The 19,545-nt window shown below is 69.2% G+C and carries 18 protein-coding genes and 1 tRNA gene; 6 read left to right on the top strand and 13 right to left on the bottom strand.

Going from position 1 to position 19,545, the window contains the following annotated elements; genetic code table 11:
• Positions 1-354, bottom strand: a complete 354-nt coding sequence (locus FFS15_RS01135) for a DUF1801 domain-containing protein (RefSeq protein WP_137843157.1) — start codon at positions 352-354, stop codon at positions 1-3.
• A gap of 58 nt (positions 355-412) precedes the next feature.
• Here FFS15_RS01135 and FFS15_RS01130 point away from each other — a divergent pair, with 58 nt between their 5' ends.
• Entirely contained in the window at positions 413-688 is a 276-nt protein-coding gene (locus FFS15_RS01130; RefSeq protein WP_137843156.1) for an acylphosphatase, read from the top strand.
• 106 nt (positions 689-794) lie between these two features.
• On the opposite strand, the gene rplA is transcribed toward FFS15_RS01130, so the two are convergent.
• The 6 genes from rplA to FFS15_RS01100 form a co-directional block, all read right to left on the bottom strand.
• A complete protein-coding gene (rplA, locus tag FFS15_RS01125; protein WP_137843155.1) occupies positions 795-1,484 on the bottom strand; it encodes a 50S ribosomal protein L1 in 690 nt (229 codons plus the stop codon).
• A gap of 13 nt (positions 1,485-1,497) precedes the next feature.
• Positions 1,498-1,929, bottom strand: coding sequence for a 50S ribosomal protein L11 (gene rplK / locus FFS15_RS01120; protein ID WP_137843154.1), 432 nt, complete (start codon positions 1,927-1,929; stop codon positions 1,498-1,500).
• 107 nt (positions 1,930-2,036) lie between these two features.
• Positions 2,037-3,071 (bottom strand): transcription termination/antitermination protein NusG, encoded by a 1,035-nt coding sequence (nusG, locus tag FFS15_RS01115; RefSeq protein WP_137843153.1) that lies wholly within the window; start codon positions 3,069-3,071, stop codon positions 2,037-2,039.
• 88 nt (positions 3,072-3,159) lie between these two features.
• Entirely contained in the window at positions 3,160-3,429 is a 270-nt protein-coding gene (gene secE, locus FFS15_RS01110) for a preprotein translocase subunit SecE (protein WP_137843392.1), read from the bottom strand.
• 45 nt (positions 3,430-3,474) lie between these two features.
• Positions 3,475-3,547 (bottom strand) — tRNA-Trp (locus tag FFS15_RS01105).
• Between the two features lie 155 nt (positions 3,548-3,702).
• On the bottom strand, positions 3,703-4,140 hold the full coding sequence (locus FFS15_RS01100) for a pyridoxamine 5'-phosphate oxidase family protein (RefSeq protein ID WP_137843152.1): 438 nt from the start codon (positions 4,138-4,140) through the stop codon (positions 3,703-3,705).
• A gap of 65 nt (positions 4,141-4,205) precedes the next feature.
• Between FFS15_RS01100 and FFS15_RS01095 the strand changes: the two genes are divergently transcribed.
• Entirely contained in the window at positions 4,206-4,847 is a 642-nt protein-coding gene (locus FFS15_RS01095; RefSeq protein WP_137843151.1) for a hypothetical protein, read from the top strand.
• 4 nt (positions 4,848-4,851) lie between these two features.
• Here FFS15_RS01095 and FFS15_RS01090 read toward each other — a convergent pair whose 3' ends face one another.
• The 5 genes from FFS15_RS01090 to gabT all read right to left on the bottom strand — a co-directional run bounded on the left by FFS15_RS01090 (position 4,852) and on the right by gabT (position 11,547).
• Positions 4,852-6,213 carry an NAD-dependent succinate-semialdehyde dehydrogenase gene (locus FFS15_RS01090; RefSeq protein ID WP_137843150.1) on the bottom strand — a complete coding sequence of 454 codons (1,362 nt, stop codon included), beginning with the start codon at positions 6,211-6,213 and terminating at the stop codon, positions 4,852-4,854.
• Positions 6,214-6,269: 56 nt separating this feature from the next.
• Entirely contained in the window at positions 6,270-7,820 is a 1,551-nt protein-coding gene (locus FFS15_RS01085) for an APC family permease (protein ID WP_137843149.1), read from the bottom strand.
• Between the two features lie 2 nt (positions 7,821-7,822).
• Positions 7,823-8,704, bottom strand: a complete 882-nt coding sequence (locus FFS15_RS01080) for a universal stress protein (protein ID WP_137843148.1) — start codon at positions 8,702-8,704, stop codon at positions 7,823-7,825.
• Positions 8,701-10,062 (bottom strand): NAD(P)/FAD-dependent oxidoreductase, encoded by a 1,362-nt coding sequence (locus FFS15_RS01075; RefSeq protein ID WP_137843147.1) that lies wholly within the window; start codon positions 10,060-10,062, stop codon positions 8,701-8,703. The genes FFS15_RS01080 and FFS15_RS01075 overlap by 4 nt, the downstream gene beginning before the upstream one ends.
• A 126-nt stretch (positions 10,063-10,188) precedes the next feature.
• Complete coding sequence (gene gabT, locus FFS15_RS01070) at positions 10,189-11,547, bottom strand: 4-aminobutyrate--2-oxoglutarate transaminase (protein WP_137843146.1); 1,359 nt, start codon at positions 11,545-11,547, stop codon at positions 10,189-10,191.
• A gap of 99 nt (positions 11,548-11,646) precedes the next feature.
• Here gabT and FFS15_RS01065 point away from each other — a divergent pair, with 99 nt between their 5' ends.
• Together FFS15_RS01065 and FFS15_RS01060 are read left to right on the top strand one after the other, a co-directional pair.
• Positions 11,647-13,173 (top strand): PucR family transcriptional regulator, encoded by a 1,527-nt coding sequence (locus tag FFS15_RS01065; RefSeq protein ID WP_349290443.1) that lies wholly within the window; start codon positions 11,647-11,649, stop codon positions 13,171-13,173.
• Between the two features lie 121 nt (positions 13,174-13,294).
• Positions 13,295-14,671 carry an FAD-dependent oxidoreductase gene (locus FFS15_RS01060; protein ID WP_137843144.1) on the top strand — a complete coding sequence of 459 codons (1,377 nt, stop codon included), beginning with the start codon at positions 13,295-13,297 and terminating at the stop codon, positions 14,669-14,671.
• Between the two features lie 89 nt (positions 14,672-14,760).
• Here the strand turns inward: FFS15_RS01060 and FFS15_RS01055 are convergent, their stop codons facing one another.
• Positions 14,761-16,239 (bottom strand): helix-turn-helix transcriptional regulator, encoded by a 1,479-nt coding sequence (locus FFS15_RS01055; RefSeq protein WP_137843143.1) that lies wholly within the window; start codon positions 16,237-16,239, stop codon positions 14,761-14,763.
• Positions 16,240-16,374: 135 nt separating this feature from the next.
• On the opposite strand from FFS15_RS01055, the gene aceA reads away from it, so the two are divergent.
• Both aceA and aceB read left to right on the top strand, forming a co-directional pair.
• On the top strand, positions 16,375-17,691 hold the full coding sequence (gene aceA, locus FFS15_RS01050) for an isocitrate lyase (RefSeq protein ID WP_137843142.1): 1,317 nt from the start codon (positions 16,375-16,377) through the stop codon (positions 17,689-17,691).
• 182 nt (positions 17,692-17,873) lie between these two features.
• Positions 17,874-19,466, top strand: coding sequence for a malate synthase A (gene aceB / locus FFS15_RS01045; protein WP_249353651.1), 1,593 nt, complete (start codon positions 17,874-17,876; stop codon positions 19,464-19,466).
• Positions 19,467-19,545 lie beyond the last annotated feature (79 nt).

The raw sequence follows: 19,545 nt of genomic DNA, 5'->3' as shown, positions 1-19,545 counted from the left end.
CTACGCGTCGATCTGCGCCCTCCGCGCCCGCACGAGCGCGCGCACAGCATCGTCGGGGAGCGGATGCTGGGGCTGGTATCGGATCGTCCCCTTGTCGAGCCCGATGCCGGGGTGATCCGCGAGCGCATCCGCGACGGCCGCCACCGCCTCTGGGCTGAACGGGTAGACCCCGATGTGCTTCTTCGCGCGCATGACCGACACCAGCGGCTTCCCGCGGTACACGAGGGCCGGCATCCCGTACCCGAGGCCCTGCTCGGCCTCAGGCACCTCCTCGTGGGCGAGGGCGTAGAGGTGCTCGATCGAGAGGCGGTCGGCCGGTTCCAGTCCGGAGAGAAGGTCGTCGACGGTTCCCATACCGGCATCCTGGCATCCACCCCTCGCACACGACAGCCCCACACGGCACGATGGAGCGATGAGGCGCGTGCACGTGATCATCGACGGCGACGTCCAGGGCGTCGGCTACCGCTACACGATGAGGATCGTCGCGCGTGAGGCCGGGGTCGCGGGATGGGTGCGGAACCTCCGCGACGGCAGCGTCGAAGCCGAGTTCGAGGGGACCGCGGCCCAGGTCGACGAGGTTCTCGCCTGGATGGCGGACGGCCCGCCCGGGTCGCGCGTCGCGGACGCGACGGTGACGGATGCCGAACCCGTCGGCGGCGCCGGGTTCGAGGTCCTGCCCACCGCGTGACGCCCGCGGGCGCACCGCCCGGCGACGACGAAGGGGCCCCACCCGAAGGTGGGGCCCCGACGGATCTCGAGTCAGCGCTCTCGCGCCGCCTCGATCACCGACTCGTTCAGAGGGCGTTGACGTCCAGCGGGATGCCGGGGCCGAACGTGGTCGACACGGCACCCTTCTGGATGTAGCGACCCTTCGAGCTCGAGGGCTTGAGGCGGATGATCTCCTCGAGCGCAGCGGCGAGGTTCTCGTCGAGCTGCTCGGCCGAGAAGGACGCCTTGCCGACGACGAAGTGCACGTTGGCGTGCTTGTCGACGCGGAACTCGATCTTGCCGCCCTTGATCTCCTCGACGGCCTTGGCCGGGTTGGGGGTCACGGTGCCGGTCTTCGGGTTGGGCATGAGGCCACGCGGGCCCAGCACCTTGCCGAGACGACCGACCTGGCCCATGAGCTCGGGGGTCGAGACAGCCGCGTCGAACGACGTGTAGCCGCCGGCGACCTTCTCGATGAGCTCGGCGCCGCCGACCTCGTCTGCACCCGCGGCGATCGCGGCCTCAGCGGCCGGACCCGTCGCGAACACGATGACGCGCGCGGTCTTGCCCGTGCCGTGCGGGAGGATGACGGTGCCGCGCACCATCTGGTCCGCCTTGCGGGGGTCGACCGCGAGCTTGAGGGCGACCTCGACGGTGGAGTCGAACTTCGCCGAACCGGTCTGCTTCGCGAGGGCGACAGCCTCGGTCGGCGTGTAGAACGTGTCAGCAGCGATCTTCGCTGCGGCGGCCTGGAAGGCCTTGGACTTGGTAGCCATTTTCGTTATCCCCTCAGCTCTCGACCGTGATGCCCATGGAACGGGCGGTTCCCGCGATGATCAGCGAGGCGGCCTCGATGTCGTTCGCGTTCAGGTCGGGCATCTTGGTCTCGGCGATCTCGCGCACCTGGTCCTTGGTGAGCTTGCCCACCTTGGTCGTGTGGGGGGTCGACGAGCCCTTGGCGACGCCAGCGGCCTTCTTGATGAGCTCAGCCGCCGGGGGCGTCTTGAGGATGAACGTGAAGCTGCGGTCCTCGTAGACGGTGATCTCCACGGGGATGACGTTGCCGCGCTGGGCTTCCGTCGCGGCGTTGTACGCCTTGCAGAACTCCATGATGTTGACGCCGTGCTGACCGAGCGCCGGACCGATGGGCGGTGCGGGGTTAGCCGCGCCAGCCTTGATCTGGAGCTTGATCAGGCCGGTCACCTTCTTCTTGGGTGCCATTTCCTTTTCCTTTCGTCGAGCGGGTCAGTGGCCTGACCCATCTCTCCCGCGCGTCCGGCATCTCCGGACCGCGGTTCCCCCGAGGACTCGCCTCGGGAAGTCTGTGGTTACTGCTTGGTGACCTGGTCGAACGACAGCTCGACCGGGGTCTCGCGCTCGAAGAGCGAGACGAGGACCGTGAGCTTGCCGCTCTCGGGCTTGATCTCGCTGATGGAGCCCGGAAGACCCGCGAACGAGCCCTCCTTGATCGTGATCGTCTCGCCGACCTCGAAGTCGACCTCGGTGACGATGCTGCGCGCGACGGCCTGGCCGCCCTTGGGGGCGCCCGCCTTGGTCGGCGCGACTTCCTTGACCTCGACGAGGCTCTTCAGCATGTTGAAGGCCTCTTCGAACCGGAGCGGGGTCGGGTTGTGGGCGTTGCCCACGAAGCCCGTGACGCCGGGCGTGTGACGCACGACCGACCAGGTGTCTTCGTTGAGCTCCATGCGCACGAGCACGTAGCCGGGGATCCGGACGCGCGTGACCATCTTGCGCTGACCGTTCTTGATCTCGACGACGTCCTCCATGGGGACCTCGATCTGGTAGATGTCTTCCTCGACCTCGAGCGTGGACTTGCGCTGCTCGATGTTGGCCTTCACCTTGCGCTCGAAGCCCGCGTAGGAGTGGATGACGTACCACTTGCCGGGAAGCGTGCGCAGTTCGAGGCGGAACGCCTCGTAGGGGTCCTCGTCCTCGTCCTCGTCGTCCTCGGAATCGGACGCGGACTCGTCCTCGTCGCCGTTCACGTCGGGACCGTCGTAGGGCGTGACCTCGTCGGCCGCCTCGGCCGCGTGCTCGGCCTCCTCCTCGGCGATGGAGTCGTTGAGCACCTCGGCGGCGGCCTCGGTCTCGGCGGTCTCGTCGAGGTTCAGGGCGTCGTTCACGATGGCGTCGGCCTCCGGGTCGTCGATGTCGATGTCGTCCAGGTCGTCGGACAGGTCCTCGTCGTCGGCGTCATCCACGATGTGGATCGCCACGTGCTCGGCCGCGGTGTTCGCGCGGTCCTCCTCGGCGAGGATGTTGCCTTCCTGGGCCTCGTCGTCCTCCGAGCTCTGCTCAGCGGCGGTCGCCCAGTCGGCGTCGTCGAAATATCTTTCAGACACTTGCGTTCTCTTCCGTTTCGTCCGCGGTGGATGACTCGACCCGCCGCGTCAGTCTCGATCGCTTGGCTCAGGGGTCGATCCGGGCGGATCAGGCGGTCGGCACTCCGAAGATCTGGGCGGTCAGCCAGACGAAGAACAGGTCCAGTCCATAGACGATCGCCATCATCACGACGACGAACCCCAGCACGACACCGGTGTACTTGAGCAGCTCCTGACGGGTCGGCGTGACGACCTTGCGGAGTTCGGCGAAGACCTGCCGAATGAACAGCGCGATCCGCGCGAAGACGTTGGGCTTCTTCTCGCGGGGTGCGCCGGCATTCGCCGCGACGACTTCGCCCTTCGGCTCGTCCTGGACCATCGATGCCACCTGATTACCTTCCATGTGTCAGCTTCCGCTGACGCGCAGGGCGGACAGGAATCGAACCTGCAACCTGCGGTTTTGGAGACCGCTGCTCTGCCAATTGAGCTACCGCCCTAGAGACCCGGAGGTCTCGGGATGCCCACAGTCTTCCACCCTGACCTTGCGAGGGGAAACCCGCCCGACTGGCGGGCACGGCGAAAGAATGCAGACTTCAACTGCACGTCCCAGTGTACGGCATGCCCCGAGGCGCCGCGAACCGGGACGGGCCCGTCAGTACTGCTGCACGCCGTACCGATCGGGTTCCGGACCCCGTGCGAAGGCCCTGCCCGAGAGCGACGCGGCATCGACGTGGACGTACGTGTACTTGAGAGTCGGAATCCAGGGAGTGAGCCCCAGAGCATCCGCGCGTTCGACCTCGGCCGAGGTCTCGAGCGGGCGCGCGTGCCCGCGGACGATGACGCTCCACGCGTCCACCTCGGTATGGTCGTCGACCTCGAAAAGCACCTCGTCGTTGACCGTCAGCTCGAACAGCTTGCTCCCCTGGGCCGTGCGGAACAGCACGCCCTGCCCGTCGACGACGTAGTTCACCGGAAAGATGTCGAGCACATCGCCCACACGGGTGACGAGTCGGCCGAGCTGCTGCCCGCGCAGCCTCTCCCAGCATTGCTCGTCGGTCAGCACGACGACGGGGTCGGTTGTCTCTGCCATGACCCCATCCTGCTCTTCTCGTGGCACGGGCGACAGGGCGCCGGGCCGTGAATACGATGCTGGTCATGACGATCTCGCAGTCCCGGCTCGACGCGCTCTGGGACTTCTCCGATCCGGCAGGCTCAGAGCTCCGCCTGCGGGCGGCGCGCGCGGAGGCTCCGGACGATGCGACCCGCGCCGAACTCGACACCCAGGTCGCGAGGGCACTCGGCCTGCAGGGCCGGTTCGCCGAGGCCGACGCACTGATCGACACGCTGGGAGCACCCGATCACGCGGCCGTCGCCGCGCGAATCGCCCTGGAGCGAGGCCGCCTGCGCAACTCGGGCGGTGACCCCGTCGCGGCGGTTTCCCTGTTCCACTCGGCCGCCGCGGTGGCAGCATCCGCTCGCCTGACGTTCCTGCACGTCGACGCGATCCACATGCTCGCGATCGCCGACCCGGAGCGCGCTGAGGAATGGACGAGCGAAGCGCTGCGCGCACTCGCGGAGACCGCTGACGAGCGCACCCTCCGCTGGCACGTCGCACTGCACAACAACGCCGGATCGGTGCTCTTGGATGCGGGCCGGTTCACCGAGGCCGTGCACGAGTTCGAGTCGGCCAAGGATGCTGCGCGGCGCTGGGGCACGCCGCAGCAGGTGGTGTGGGCCGACGAGGCCCTCTCCGAGGCTCGCGCAGCGCAGGACGCCGCGCGAGCCTCGGAGCGGTGACCGACTACGCGCCGATGCGGATGAGCTTCTTGTTGACGAACTCGTCGGCAGCGAGGAGTCCCATCTCGCGCGAGGTGCCCGAGCGCTTCACGCCGCCGAACGGGAGCCCCGGCTCGTCTGCGAGCACGACGTTGACGTAGACCATGCCGGCGTCGATCTTGTCGGCGATACGCGCGGCCTGCTCCTCGTCGGTCGTGAAGACGTACGACCCGAGACCGAAGCTCGTGTCGTTGGCGACCTTCACCGCCTCGTCCTCGTCAGCCACTTTGTAGACGACGCCCACAGGACCGAAGAACTCTTCGCTGTACGCGTCCATCTCAGCGGTCACGCCGGTGAGGACGGTGCCCGGGTAGTACGCCCCGTCTCGCGTGCCGCCGGTGACGAGGGTGGCCCCCTGAGCGACGGCCTTGTCGACCTGCTCGGCGAGTCGCTCGGCCGCCGTCAGCGACGAGAGCGGGCCGAGCACAGTGTCTTCCGCGAACGGGTCGCCGACCTTCGCCGCTGCCATCTTCGCGCTGAACTTCTCGAGGAACTCGTCATACAGCCCGTCGACGACGATGAAGCGCTTCGCGGCGTTGCACGACTGACCCGTGTTGTCGAGGCGCGCATCGACCGCGGCCTGCACCGCGCCTTCGAGGTCATCCGTCGACAGCAGGATGAAGGGATCCGATCCGCCGAGCTCGAGAGCGACCTTCTTGAGGTTGCGTCCCGCGACCTCGGCGACCGCGGCGCCCGCGCGCTCCGAACCGGTGACCGAGACCCCTTGCACACGGTGATCGGCGATGATCGTCGCCGCCTGATCGTTACTCGCGTAGACGTTCGTGTACACCCCGGCGAGGCCCGCGTCGTGGTACATCGCCTCGATCGCGGCGGCGGACTCCGGGCACTGTCCTGCATGCTTGAGGATGATCGTGTTACCGATCACGATGTTCGGCGCAGCGAAGCGGGCGACCTGGTAGTACGGGAAGTTCCAGGGCATGATGCCCAGGAGCACGCCGAGCGCCGAGCGCCGGATCACCGCCGTACCCTCTCCGTCGATGTCGATCGGGTGGTCGCCGGTGATCTTGTCGGCATGGTCGGCGTAGTACTCGGTGATGTCCGCGGCGAAGTCGACTTCGCCGAGCGCCGCCTCGAGGGGCTTGCCCATCTCGCGCACGATGATCGCGGCGAGTTCGTCGCGGCGCTCGCGGTGGAGGTCGGCGACCTTGCGGATGCGCGCGGCGCGCTCGGCGACGTCTTCGTTCCGCCACGTGCGGTACGCGGCATCCGCATCGGTGATGACCTTCTCGAGAGCGTCGTCGGTGATCGTCGGGTAGGTGGCCAGGGTCTCGCCCGTTGCGGGGTTGACGACGGCGTAGTCGCTCATGGGTTCTGTCTCCGATCGAAGGGGTGGAATGGTCTGCAGTGTCGGGTGCGTCAGTGTCAGCGTCGGCGCAGGCTCGCGGGGGCATCCAGCGACAGCGTCTCGCCCTTGAAGAAGGCGGGGCGCTTGATCGCCTGCCAGATCATGATGACGATACCCAGTCCGATGATGCCGACGCCGAGCACGAACACGCTCCCGAGGCCGAACCACTCGGTGCCGCTGCCGTAGTCGGGGTCCATGCTCTCGAAGAGCGTGATCCAGAACAGGGCGAACAGGATGATGCCGCCGACGAGCGGGAACAGCAGCGTGAAGACGAAGCTGCGCGCCGAGTCGAACCATTGCTTCCGGAAATACCACACGCACGCGAACGCCGTGATGCCGTAGTAGAAGCAGATCATCATGCCGAGGGTCGTGATCGTGTCCCACAGCACGTTCTCGTTCAGGAAGCGCATCACCGCGTAGAACACCGATGCGACGATGGCCGACACGATCGTCGCGTACCCCGGGGTGAAGAATCGCGGCGAGACCTGTGCGAACTTCGGCGGCAGCGCGCCGTAGTGACCCATCGCGAGGAGGGTACGGGCGGGGCCGACGAAGGTCGACTGCAGCGAGGATGCCGAACTCGTGAGCACCGCGAGCGAGACGAGGAACGCGAGGGGGCCGAGGATCGGACCGCTCAGATAGAAGAACACGTTCGCCTGGATCTCTTCGTTGCCGAGGCCGAGCCCCTCGGTCCCCGTGCCGGCGAACGAGAGGAGCGAGACCGAGATCAGCAGGTACAGGATCACGATCGTGACGACCGTGACGGTCGCGGCACGGCCCGGCGTCTTCTCGGGGTCCTTCGTCTCCTCGTTCATGGTGAGGGTGACATCCCACCCCCAGAAGATGAAGATCGAGAGCGACAGGCCCGCGACGATCGCGATCGCCGGGGTGACCACGAACGGGTTGAACCAGCTCAGTTCGACCGGGCTCGCGTCGAACGCGGTGCCGTTGGCGACATGGAAGAACGCCGCGATCGAGAAGACCAGCAGCACGAGCACCTGGAAGCTCACGAGCACGTACTGCAGCTTCTGCGTCGTCTGCATGTCGCGATACGAGATGAGGGTCGCACCCAGCATGAACAGCAGGCACACCGCGACGTTGATGAAGGGGTTGAAGGCCAGTTCGGCGATCGTGCCCGGGCTCCCGGCGATCTGATCGATCAGGAGGAAGAGGAACTCCACCGCGATGCCGGCGAGATTCGACAGCACGAGGATCGTCGCTGCGATCAGGCCCCACCCCGCCATCCAGCCCACCCAGGGGCCGAAGGCGCGCGCGGCCCACGTGAACGACGTACCCGAGTCGGGCATCTGCCGGTTGAGTTCGCGATAGCCGAAGGCCACCAGCAGCATCGGGATGAACCCGAGCAGGATGATGCCGGGCACCTGGAAGCCGACCTCGGAGACCGTGGGGCCGAGCGCTGCGGTGAGCGTATAGGCGGGGGCGATGCACGAGATGCCGATGACGACGGCGCCGATGAGGCCGACGGTGCCGGCGCTCAGGCCCTTCTTCGACAGCCCTCCGGTCAGAGGCTCGCCGGCCGTTGTCGGGGATTCGGGAGTGGTGCTCATGGTCATGCTCCTTCGCTGGTGCGCGTGCGGGGCACGACGACCATCGGAACCGGAAGCTCGTGCAGCATCTTCGCCGCCGTCGAGCCGAGGAAGAGGCGCCGCGGCTGTGCGAGGCGGCTGGAGCCGACGACGGCGAGCTCGCCCGGTTCCCAGCTGAGGTGCGAGACGGCGTCTTCGATGCTGTCGCCGCGTGCCACCACGACATCGGCCTCGATGCCGTCGGGAAGCGCCGCCAGCGCCTGGGTGAGCACCTCGTCGGCGTGGGCGGCACCGGCGATGCGGATGACGCCGGTGTCGACGGTCGCCGGGAGGTCGACCGAGACGAGCGAGAGCAGTCGCAGCTCGGCGCCGGTCGCCGCGGCCAGCGCGACGCTCTCGTCCAGCAGCGCGCTCGCGCCCGGGCGGGTGCCGATCGCGCACGTGATGCGGGTGATGCCGTTGGCCGGGTCGATGCGGCGCGAGCCCTCGGGCGCGAGCACGACGGGCACATCGGACGAGTGCAGCAGCTCGGTGGCCACCGTGCCGAGACGGTGCCGGCCGCGCAGGCCTCCGTTGGCGGCGCCGACCACGATGTGCGAGGCTCCGAGCTCTCCCGCTGCGCCCACGAGGCCCTCCGCGAAGGAGTCGCCGTAGCGGATGTGCGTGCCGTGCGGGATGGCATCGGGGATCCCCTGCACCGCTTCGGCGAGCCATGTCGTCGCCTGTTCGCGGAGGTACCGGTCATAGCCGGCTCCGGGCGGCGTGATGACGCTGCGGTCGTCGGCGGGCAGGATGACGACGACGTCCAGCGACGCGCCCGATGCGGCGGCCAGCCGCGCGCCGAGTGCGACGGCATCGGCGCCGGCGTCGGTCGCGGTGTAGCCGACGACGATGTGTCCGCTCATCGGCGGGCCTCCTCGATGATGTTGGCGGCGACGAGGCGGCCCATCCGGACCGCGCCGTCGACGTGCTGGTAGCCGGCTCCGGCCATATCGCTGCATGCGAAGTGGATGGGGCCGACGGGGGTCCGCAGATCCGCTCCGTAGCGGTGGAGCCCGCCCAGGTCGAAACTGGCGGCGTAGGCGCCGCGGGTCCACTCCTCGGCGCCCCAATCGCTCTCGAAGTAGACGACGGGTTCTTTGGCCTCGGGGCCGAAGTAGTGCGACAGCGACTCGAGGATGCGGGCCTTGCGCTCGTCGGCCGATACCCGGAAGAGGTCGTCGGCGTTGCGATCGGAGACGAATCCGACGAGCGTGCCGCGCTCGTCGCCGTGATTGGTGTTGTCGTATGCCTCGTGGGAGATCTCGTACGGGCTGAACGCCGTTCCCGACAACCCCTGCTCGCGCCAGAACGGGCGGTCGTAGACCGCGTGCACCTTGATGACGAAGCCCATCGAGATGTGCTGGTGCATCTGCTGCTTGAGGCGGGGAAGCGCCGGATTGAAGTCGATCCACGGGTAGAGGATCGGCGCGTGGGCGAGGATCGCGAACCGCGCCCGCACGGTCATGTCACCGTCGGTGAGAAGGGTCACGCCCTTCTCACCCCACTCGACCGTGTGGACCGGCTGGCCGAGGAACACGTCGTCGCCGAGTCGCTCGGCGAGCAGCAGCGGCACCTGCTGGAGGCCCCCCACGACCCGCTCGTCCAGGATGTAGTCCGCGTCGACCAGGTGCGAGAAGCTGCCGGCGCTGGCTGCCATGAGGAGCGCCTGCAGCGCCGAGAACGCGTACGCCGGCTTGGTGAGCATCGCACCGGCGATGAACAGGGCGATGTTGTCGCGCGCTTCCTGGTCTTCGGTCTGCTGCTCGAGCCATGCCTCGAACGAGACGCGGTCGAGCTCTTCCGCGTTCGGGTGCTCCCACGGCTTGTCGGGGTCGACCTCGGCGACGAGCTCGTCGAGCAGCTCGATCAGCCGGACGATCTCCTTCTCCGTCTCCGGCTTGACCGGGAAGATCTCGCCGGTGAACCGAGTGAGTTCACCCGCCTCGTTGACGTAGACCGAGTCGCCCTCGCGATAGCGGCGGTAGGTCTCGAGCCCGAGCTCCTCGATCGTCTCCTTGAGTGCCTCCTGATCGGGCGAGACCCACTGGCCGCCGATCTCGAGCATCGCGCCGTCGATGACGTCGGTCCACAGGCGCCCGCCCACGCGATCGCGCGCCTCGAGGACGGCGACCGAGAGCCCCGCCTTCTTGAGGGCGTTGGCTGCCGTCAGACCGGCAGCGCCGGCTCCGACGATCACGACGTCTCGGGTGATCTCGGTCATGTGGACTCCTTCGTCTGATCCGCCGTGTGCACGGGTTTCCGTCGAGTGGACGGCTTGCGTGCGGTGTTCGGTCGTGCACTCGGCGGTACGTCGTGCACTCGTGTCATGCGGGCGGGATGCCGCGGCTCACGCCCCGGCGAGCGCCGCCGCGACGACGTCGATGCCCTCGTGGAGCAGGTCGTCGGGGATGGACAGCGGCGGGAGGAAGCGGATCACGTTCCCGTAGGTGCCGCAGGTCAGCACGATGACGCCCTCGGCGATGCAGGCCTTCGCGACCGCGGCGGTGAGGGCCGCATCGGGCTTGCCGGTGGCCGCATCGACGAACTCGGCGGCGATCATCGCGCCGTGGCCGCGCACGTCGCCGATGCGGGGGTCGCCCGCCTGCAGCGCCGTGAGCCGGTCGGTGAGGATCGCGCCGATCTCGCGCGCCCGCTCGATGAGTCCCTCGGTCTCGAACGCCTCGATCGCGGCGAGCGCCGCAGCGCACGCGACAGGGTTGCCGCCGTAGGTGCCGCCGAGGCCGCCGGCGTGGGCGGCATCCATGATCTCGGCGCGTCCGGTCACCGCCGCCAGCGGCATCCCGCCCGCGATGCCCTTGGCCGTCGTGATGAGGTCGGGCACGATGCCGAAGATCTCGCTCGCGAACATGGATCCTGTGCGCGCGAAGCCGGTCTGGATCTCGTCGGCGATGAAGACGACGTCGTTGGCGCGGCACCACTCGACGATGGCGGGCAGGAACCCGTCGGCGGGAACGATGAAGCCGCCCTCGCCCTGGATCGGCTCGATGATGACGGCGGCGAGGTTGTCGGCGCCGACCTGCTTCTCGATGATCGAGATCGCCTTCTCAGCGGCGGCCGCGCCCGAGAGCCCGTCGCGGTACGGGTACGACAGCGGTGCGCGGTAGATCTCCGACGCGAACGGGCCGAAGCCGCTCTTGTAGGGCATCGCCTTGGCGGTGAGGGCCATCGTGAGGTTCGTACGGCCGTGGTAGCCGTGGTCGAACGCGACGACGGCCTGCTTCTTCGTGTGCTTGCGGGCGATCTTGATCGCGTTCTCGACGGCCTCGGCACCCGAGTTGAACAGGGCGCTCTTCTTGGCGTGGTCGCCGGGGGTGACGCGGTTGAGCGCCTCGGCGACGGCGACGTACGACTCGTACGGAGAGATCATGAAGCAGGTGTGCGTGAACTGCGCGGCCTGCGCCTGGATCGCCTCGACGACCTTCGGGTGGGCGTTGCCGAGAGTCGTGACCGCGATGCCCGAGCCGAGGTCGATGAGCGAGTTGCCGTCGGCGTCGACGATGACGCCGCCGCCGGCTGCGACCGCCTCGATGGGTGCGGTGTGGCCGACGCCGGCTGCGACCGCGGCGGCCTTGCGCGCGAGCAGCTGCTGCGATCGGGGGCCGGGGATGGCCGTGACCATGCGACGCTCCTGCGGCAGGGTCGGGCCGCCGAGGGGGGTGTTCGTGAGGGTGTCCACTGCGCTCATGATCGCGAGCGTATGCCGTGCGCCGAACTGTCCGCACCTTCCTTCGGGTACATTCTCGCTACCCTGATGTACAGCTCGTACATACCGATCGGAGTCGCCGTGGAGTCCACGACCGATGCACCCACCCTTCGCGCGCTGTTGGCGCGCCGCGACCTGGTGCTCCGCCTCGATGACACCCACGCCATCGACGAGGGCGCCCTCGACCGCGAGATCCGCTGGGTGCACAGCTCCGACCTCGCCGACCCGACGCCGTTCCTCTCCGAGGGCCTCGTGCTCCTCACCACGGGCACGCAGTTCGACGGCGATGACCCGGGCCAGTTTCGCGCGTACGTCGACCGCCTTGCCGGGCGCGGAGTCGTCGGACTCGGCTTCGGCACCGAGGTCGCGCGCTCCGGCATCCCCCTCGCCCTCGCCGAGGCGTGCCGCGCGCGGCGGATGCCGCTGTTCGAAGTCCCCTACAAGACGCCGTTCATCGCCCTCGCGCGGGCCAACGCCGAGGCCATCGCCGCGCAGTCGTACGCCCGCCGCAGCTGGGCGCTCGCCGCGCAGCGCGCGATCGCCCTCGCGGCGCTCCGGCCCGATGGGCTCGGCGCAACGCTCGCCGAGCTGGCACGTCAGCTCGACACGTGGGTCGGCATGTACGACGCGGTGGGCGAGCTCACCCGCGAACACCCGTCCGACGGATTGGATGCCGCGACCGCCGAGTCGGTGCGAGGAGAAGTGGCCGCGGTGCTTCGTCGCGGCGCCCGGGCAGGATCCGCGATGCGGATCGGCGACACCCCCTTCACCCTGCAGACGCTCGGGCGCGGTGGGCATCTGCGGGGCGTGATCGCGATCGCCGCGGGCGACCTCGACCAGGAGGGTCGCGGCGTCGTGACCGCCGTGATCGCGATGGCCGGCCTCGCCCTCGAGCAGCAGCAGGGCCTGAGCCGCGCCCGCAACTCGCTTCGCGCGGGGCTCGTGCAGTCGCTCCTCACCGACGATCCGACGCTCGCCCGCCGCATCTCGCGCGACCTGTGGGGGTCGCTCCCCCCTGCCCCGGTGGTCGTCGCGGTGACGGAGGCTGCGGCATCCCGTATCGACGGCATCGCCGAGCTCCTCGAACTGCGCGCCGACGAGAAGCGCGGTTCGCTCTTCTTCGGGCGGGGCGACGACGGCGTGGTCGTCGTCGTTCCTGCGGGCGACCACGGCGTCATCGACGAGGTCGCCGAGCGGTTCGACATGCGGCTCGGCGTCTCGGATGCGACCGGCTACGACGGGTTCCGGGCCGCCGTCGGGCAGGCACGGGCCGCGCGCGATCGCGGCGCCGGGCGCGTCACGGCGTTCGCCGAGGTCGCGCGCTCGGGCGTGCTCTCGGCACTGTCGGGCGATGCGCGTGCGCTCGCGGAAGCCGAGCTTGCTCCGCTCGAGGACCACGACCGTGAGCAGGGCTCGGAGCTGCTCGCCACACTGCGGGCCTGGCTCGAGAACGACTGCTCGCACGAAGCGTCGGCCCGGGCGCTCGGCGTCCACCGGCACACGATCCGCACCCGACTGGCGCTGGCGGAGCGACTGCTCGCGCGCGATCTCACCTCGTTCGCGGTGCGCGCCGAGCTGTGGGCCGCCCTGCACGCGCTGCGTTCGTGAATCCGGCACGCGCTGTCGAAACCGGCATCCGCGGTCGATGTGTTCGGCAGCGCATGCAGGTTCGGACAGCGCGAACCGCTCGGCAGGCACCGTCAGGAGTGCGCCGCGAGAGGATGTGCGCATGACCGAATCGCGCGTGCCCAACGGAGACGTTTCGTGGTGGTGGCGCGATCTCGGCGGCACCCCCGAGCCGCGGCATCCCCTCGCCGGTGACACCGACGCCGATGTCGCGATCGTCGGCGCCGGCTACACCGGGCTCTGGACGGCGTACTACCTGAAGTCCCTGCAGCCCGACCTCCGCATCGTCGTCCTCGAGGCGCGCTTCGCCGGCTTCGGCGCCTCGGGTCGCAACGGCGGCTGGCTGACGAACTCGGTCACGGGCGGGCGCGAGCGGTACGGCCGCGAGGGCGGCGCCGCGCAGCAGCTCGCCCTCAACGCGTCGGTCGACGAGGTGATCGCGGTCGCCGCACACGAGGGCATCGACGCCGATATCGTCAAGGGCGGCGAATTCGAGATCGCGCGCACCCCCGCGCAGCTCGCCCGCCTCCGCGCGGCCGCCGCGCACGAGCGCGAGTGGCCCCACACCGACATCGAGGAATCGGATGCCGCTGCCGCAGCAACCCGCATCGCCGTCGCCGGCATCCTCGGCGGCATCTGGCACCCGCACTGTGCGCGCGTCCACCCCGCGAAGCTGGCGTCGGGTCTCGCCGTGGCCGTGGAGCGGCTGGGCGTCGTGATCCACGAAGACACCCGCGTGACCGAGATCGCGCCCGGTCGCGCCGTCACCGACCGAGGCACCGTGCGCGCGGCGCACGTGATCCGGGCGACCGAGGGATTCACCGCCGACCTTCGCGGCGAGCACCGCACATGGCTGCCGATGAACTCTTCGATGATCGTCACCGACCCGCTTCCCGCATCGTTCTGGGCGAAGGTCGGCTGGGATGGCCGCGAGACGCTCGGCGACTTCGCGCACGTGTACATGTACGCGCAGCGCACCACTGACGACCGCATCGCGTTCGGTGGGCGCGGCGTGCCCTATCGCTACGGGTCTCGCGTCGACACCGACGGCTCGACGCAGGGTCGCACGATCACGGCGCTCGCGGCGCACCTGCGCGACTTCTTCCCCGATGCAGCCGAGGTGCCGATCGCGCACGCGTGGGCGGGAGTACTGGGCGTGCCCCGCGACTGGGCTGCGACCGTCGGCCACGATCGCGCCACCGGGCTCGGCTGGGCCGGGGGCTATGTCGGCACCGGCGTCACCGCGACGAACCTCGCCGGCCGCACGCTCGCCGACCTCGTGCTCGAGCGCGACACCGATCTCGTCCGCCTGCCGTGGGTCGACCACCGGGCGAAGCGCTGGGAGATCGAACCGCTGCGGTGGGCCGCCGTGCAGGGGATCTACGCCGCGTACCGCACGGCAGACGCGCTCGAGCAGCGGTCGTCGTCAGCCCACACCGCGTGGCCGGCGTCGGTCGCCGATCGGATCGCCGGCCGCTGACCCCTCCCCCCTTCCGTTTGCGGACGGAACACGCCGCGGCTGAGCCCCGCGCGCGCGGCGCGTCCCGTCCGTAAACGGCCGGGAGCGGGTCAGCGGGGGGCGTGGGCCTCGAGGAACTCGTACACGTCGGTCGTGTCCACGCCCGGGAACGCACCGGTCGGCAGCGTCGCGAGCAGCGTGCGCGGGGTGCGCACGTTCGGCCACGAGTTCTCGCGCCACGCCGCCTCGAGGTCGGCGGGTGCCCGACGGCAGCACACCTCGACCGAGTGCTTCGACACCCCGCGGTTCGGGGTGTCGCGCCCGAGGAACCACTTGGTGTCGTCGAAGCGCACGCCGACGCTGACCGAGTGGGCGCCCTCGCTCGAGAGCTCGACGCGCGCGGTGCACCAGTACGTGCCGTTGCCGGTGTCGGTGTACTGGTAGTACGGGTTGAAATGGTCGTCCTCGTCGAAGACCACGCGCGACGTCCACCGGCGGCAGCACATCTGGCCCTCGATCGCGCCGAGGCGGTCGGTCGGGAAGTTGACGTCGTCGTTCTCGTACGCCTTGGTGATCGTCCCCGACTCGTGGACCTTGAGGAAGTGCACCGGGATGCCGAGATGCACGGTCGCGAGATTCGTGAAGCGGTGCGCTGCCGTCTCGTACGAGACGGAGTACGCGTCGCGCAGGTCTTCGATCGAGATCGCGCGGTCGCCCTTCGCGTCCTGCAGGAACGGCACGGCGTGCGCCTCGGGAATCAGCAGCGCTCCGGTGAGGTAGTTCGTCTCGACGCGCTGGCGGAGGAAGTCGGCGTACGACGTCGGCTCACGATGGCCGAGGATGCGGCTCGACAGGGCCTGCAGCACGGCGGTGCGCGGATCGCCCTTCGAGGCCAGTCTGCTCGAGAGGTACAGCCGCCCGTTCTTGATGTCGGCGACGGAACGCGTCGTCTGCGGCAGGTCGGGCACGTAGTGGAGCGTGAAGCCGAGATGGGCGGCGATGTCGGATGCCGTCCGCTGCGTGAGCGGACCACCGGGGTGGTCGACGGCCGCAAGCAGCGCCCGGGCCTGCTGTTCGAGGTCGGCGAAGTAGTTGTTCTGCGTGCGCATGAGTCGCCGCAGCGCCACGTTCGCCCGCCGCGCCTCTTCGGGGGTCGCGGCGCGCTCGTCGCGCAGTCGCTCGATCTCGGCCTGGAGCGAGAGCATGGCCTTGAGCGCATCGGTCGGCACGGTCTTCGCGATGCGGAAAGGGGGGATGCCGAGGGCCTGAAAGGTCTGCCCGCGCATCGCCCGCTCGAGCGCGATCTCGAGGGTCGCCCGCTCATCGAGGGGCTCGGACTCGAGGATCGCGTCGAGGGATGAGCCGAGCGCCCGCGCGATCGCCTGGAGCAGGGTGAGCTTCGGCTCACGCCGCCCGTTCTCGATCATCGACAGCTGGCTCGGCACCCGGTCGACCGCGGTCGCGAGCTCTTCGAGCGTCATGCCGCGGTCGGTGCGCAGCTGCCGGATGCGGCGGCCGATCGTGAGGGAGTCCACATCCCCATCGTCGGGGAGGTCTGCCAGCGGATCGCGGGTGAACGACGTCGTCATGCGGTGATTCTGTCACGAAAGCGGAAATACCCGAAAACTTCACACCCGAAATCGTCGGGGTACCGCTGGAACTTCACCGCAGAGTGGACACACGACCAGCCGCGAAGGATGCGGCATCCGACTCAGGAGAACGACATGACGATCCACGCAACGCCCGGCCGCCCCCCCCTTCGTGCAGGCGACCAGACGCAGACCGCCGCCGAGCTCCAGGAGATCTGGGACACCGACCCCCGCTGGGACGGCATCGAGCGCACCTACACCGCCGACGACGTCATCGCGTTGCGCGGCTCGGTGCGCGAGGAGTCGACGCTCGCCCACCGCGGCGCCGAGAACCTCTGGAACCTCCTGCACACCGAGGACTACATCCGCGCGCTCGGTGCGTACACCGGCGGCCAGGCGGTACAGCAGGTGCGAGCGGGCCTGAAGGCCATCTACCTGAGCGGGTGGCAGGTCGCCGCCGACGGCAACCTCGCCGGGCAGACCTACCCCGACCAGAGCCTCTACCCGGCGAACTCGGTGCCGGCGGTCGTGCGCCGGATCAACAACGCGCTGATCCGCCAGGACCAGATCGAGCACGCCGAAGGCGACACGACCCAGGACTGGCTCGCGCCGATCGTCGCGGACGCGGAGGCCGGGTTCGGCGGGCCGCTCAACGCCTACGAACTCGCGCAGTCGCTCATCCAGTCGGGCGCCGCCGGCATCCACTGGGAGGACCAGCTCGCGAGCGAGAAGAAGTGCGGCCACCTCGGCGGCAAGGTGCTGGTGCCCACGCAGCAGCACATCCGCACCCTCAACGCCGCGCGGCTCGCCGCCGACGTCGCGGGCGTGCCGACCGTCATCATCGCCCGCACCGACGCACTCGCCGCCGACCTGCTCACCAGCGACGTCGACGAGCGAGACCAGGAGTTCACCACCGGCGAGCGCACGAGCGAGGGCTTCTACCGGGTGACCCCCGGCCTCGACGCGGTCATCAGCCGCGGCCTCGCCTTCGCCCCGTACGCCGACCTCATCTGGGTCGAGACGGGCGAGCCCGACATCGAGCTGGCACGCGCCTTCGCCGCGGCGATCCACGAGCAGTATCCGGGCAAGCTGCTCGCGTACAACTGCTCGCCGTCGTTCAACTGGAAGCGCCACCTCGACGACCAGCAGATCGCAACCTTCCAGCAGGAGCTGGCCGACCTCGGCTACAAGTTCCAGTTCATCACGCTGGCCGGCTTCCACGCCCTGAACTACTCGATGTTCGACCTGGCCTCGGGCTACGCCGAGCGCGCCATGAGCGCGTACGTCGAGCTGCAGGAGGCCGAGTTCGCCGCCGAGGCTCGCGGCTACACCGCCACCAAGCACCAGCGCGAGGCAGGCACCGGCTACTTCGACCGCGTTTCCACGGCGCTCAACCCCGACAGCGCCACCCTCGCCCTGGCGGGATCCACCGAGGCACAGCAGTTCCACTGACCAAGAGCACCCGGCGAGACGACGCAGAATGCGCCGCCAGCGCCACGCAGCGACATTCTGCGTCGTCTCGCCCACCTGAACAGGAGAACATCATGACCATCATCGACACCGGCTCGCCGCCCACCACCGAGATCGACGACATCCGCCCGACCACCGGGCCGATCGCGACCGGCAGTACCGCAATGACCATTACCGGCCCCCTCCGCGATCGCTACGACGAGATCCTCACCCCGGATGCCGTCGCCTTCCTCGCCGAGCTGCACCAGCGCTTCTCGGGCCGCCGGCACGACCGGCTCGCCGACCGCATGCGCCGCCGCTACGAGATCGGCAACGGGCGCGACCCGCACTTCCGCGACGACACCGCACATATCCGCGAGGATGCCGAATGGAAGGTGGCCGGTGCCGGTCCCGGCCTCGAGGACCGCCGGGTCGAGATCACGGGTCCGACCGACCCGAAGATGACGATCAACGCGCTGAACTCGGGCGCGAAGGTCTGGCTCGCCGACCAGGAGGACGCCACGAGCCCCACCTGGAAGAACGTGATCGAGGGCCAGCTGTCGCTGCGCGACGCGATCCGGGGCGAGCTGAGCTTCACGAGCCCCGACGGCAAGCGGTACGAGGTCACCGCCACCGAGACGCCCACGATCGTGATGCGCCCGCGCGGCTGGCACCTCACCGAGCAGCACATCCGCTTCACCGACCGCGCCGGCCGCGAGATGGCGGCGTCGGGCTCGCTCGTCGACTTCGGGCTGTACTTCTTCCACAACGCAGCAGCCCTCATCGCGAACGGCCGCGGACCGTACTTCTACATCGCCAAGCTCGAATCGGCGGAGGAGGCGAAGCTGTGGGACGACATCTTCACCTTCAGCGAGCAGCATGTCGGCATCCCGCACGGAACGATCCGCGCGACCGTGCTCATCGAGACGCTGCCGGCCGCGTTCGAGATGGAGGAGATCCTCTTCGAGCTGCGTGACCATATCGCGGGGCTGAACGCCGGCCGGTGGGACTACATCTTCTCGATCATCAAGAACTACCGCGGGCGCGGAGCGCGCTTCGTCCTCCCCGACCGCAGCGAGGTGACGATGACGGTGCCGTTCATGCGGGCGTACACCGAGCTGCTCGTGAAGACGTGCCACAAGCGCGGAGCCTTCGCGATCGGGGGCATGAGCGCGTTCATCCCGAACCGCCGTGACCCGGAGGTCACCGAGCGCGCGTTCGAAAAGGTCGCAGCAGACAAGAAGCGCGAGGCCGGCGACGGCTTCGACGGCACGTGGGTGGCGCATCCCGACCTCATCCCGGTCGCGCGCGCCGAGTTCGACGCGGTGCTCGGCGACCGGCCGAACCAGATCGACCGTCAGCGCGACGACGTCCAGGTGAAAGCGGCGGACCTGCTCGACGTCCACATCGGGCGCCCGGTGACGGCGGCCGGCGTCCACGCGAACGTGTCGGTGGCCGTGCGCTACCTCGAGGCATGGCTGCGGGGGCTCGGCGCCGTCGCGATCGACAACCTCATGGAGGATGCCGCGACCGCTGAGATCTCGCGAAGCCAGGTGTGGCAGTGGATCCACCAGGACCGCTCCACCGAGGACGGCACCCCGATCACCCGTGACTACATCGAAGGGCTGATCACCCAAGTGCTCGGCGAGGTCGAGCGGCGGGACGGCGACCGGTTCGACGACGCGGCGGAGATCTTCCGCGACGTGGCTCTCGGCATCGAGTTCCCGGCGTTTCTGACCCTCGGCGCGTACGCGAAGTTCCTCGTCGACGCCGACTGACCTCCCCACCGGGTTGGGGCGCGGTCCGTGCGCGACACGCCGAACATCACGTTGTGTCGCGCACGACTCGCGCCCCGAA

This window comes from Microbacterium sp. 2FI (assembly GCF_005502885.1).
In the GTDB taxonomy this organism is placed as follows: domain Bacteria; phylum Actinomycetota; class Actinomycetes; order Actinomycetales; family Microbacteriaceae; genus Microbacterium.
This window is presented reverse-complemented; position numbering and strand designations above follow the sequence as displayed.

Excerpts from the sequence above, each read along its gene's own strand:
- gabT (WP_137843146.1), bottom strand. The coding sequence starts at position 11,547 with ATGAGCGCAGTGGACACCCTCACGAACACCCCCCTCGGCGGCCCGACC.
- FFS15_RS01060 (WP_137843144.1), top strand. The coding sequence starts at position 13,295 with ATGACCGAATCGCGCGTGCCCAACGGAGACGTTTCGTGGTGGTGGCGC.
- FFS15_RS01055 (WP_137843143.1), bottom strand. The coding sequence starts at position 16,239 with ATGACGACGTCGTTCACCCGCGATCCGCTGGCAGACCTCCCCGACGAT.
- FFS15_RS01090 (WP_137843150.1), bottom strand. The coding sequence starts at position 6,213 with ATGAGCGACTACGCCGTCGTCAACCCCGCAACGGGCGAGACCCTGGCC.
- FFS15_RS01095 (WP_137843151.1), top strand. The coding sequence starts at position 4,206 with ATGACGATCTCGCAGTCCCGGCTCGACGCGCTCTGGGACTTCTCCGAT.
- rplK (WP_137843154.1), bottom strand. The coding sequence starts at position 1,929 with ATGGCACCCAAGAAGAAGGTGACCGGCCTGATCAAGCTCCAGATCAAG.
- rplA (WP_137843155.1), bottom strand. The coding sequence starts at position 1,484 with ATGGCTACCAAGTCCAAGGCCTTCCAGGCCGCCGCAGCGAAGATCGCT.
- secE (WP_137843392.1), bottom strand. The coding sequence starts at position 3,429 with ATGGTCCAGGACGAGCCGAAGGGCGAAGTCGTCGCGGCGAATGCCGGC.
- FFS15_RS01135 (WP_137843157.1), bottom strand. The coding sequence starts at position 354 with ATGGGAACCGTCGACGACCTTCTCTCCGGACTGGAACCGGCCGACCGC.
- FFS15_RS01130 (WP_137843156.1), top strand. The coding sequence starts at position 413 with ATGAGGCGCGTGCACGTGATCATCGACGGCGACGTCCAGGGCGTCGGC.
- FFS15_RS01075 (WP_137843147.1), bottom strand. The coding sequence starts at position 10,062 with ATGACCGAGATCACCCGAGACGTCGTGATCGTCGGAGCCGGCGCTGCC.
- aceB (WP_249353651.1), top strand. The coding sequence starts at position 17,874 with ATGACCATTACCGGCCCCCTCCGCGATCGCTACGACGAGATCCTCACC.
- aceA (WP_137843142.1), top strand. The coding sequence starts at position 16,375 with ATGACGATCCACGCAACGCCCGGCCGCCCCCCCCTTCGTGCAGGCGAC.
- FFS15_RS01080 (WP_137843148.1), bottom strand. The coding sequence starts at position 8,704 with ATGAGCGGACACATCGTCGTCGGCTACACCGCGACCGACGCCGGCGCC.
- FFS15_RS01100 (WP_137843152.1), bottom strand. The coding sequence starts at position 4,140 with ATGGCAGAGACAACCGACCCCGTCGTCGTGCTGACCGACGAGCAATGC.
- FFS15_RS01085 (WP_137843149.1), bottom strand. The coding sequence starts at position 7,820 with ATGAGCACCACTCCCGAATCCCCGACAACGGCCGGCGAGCCTCTGACC.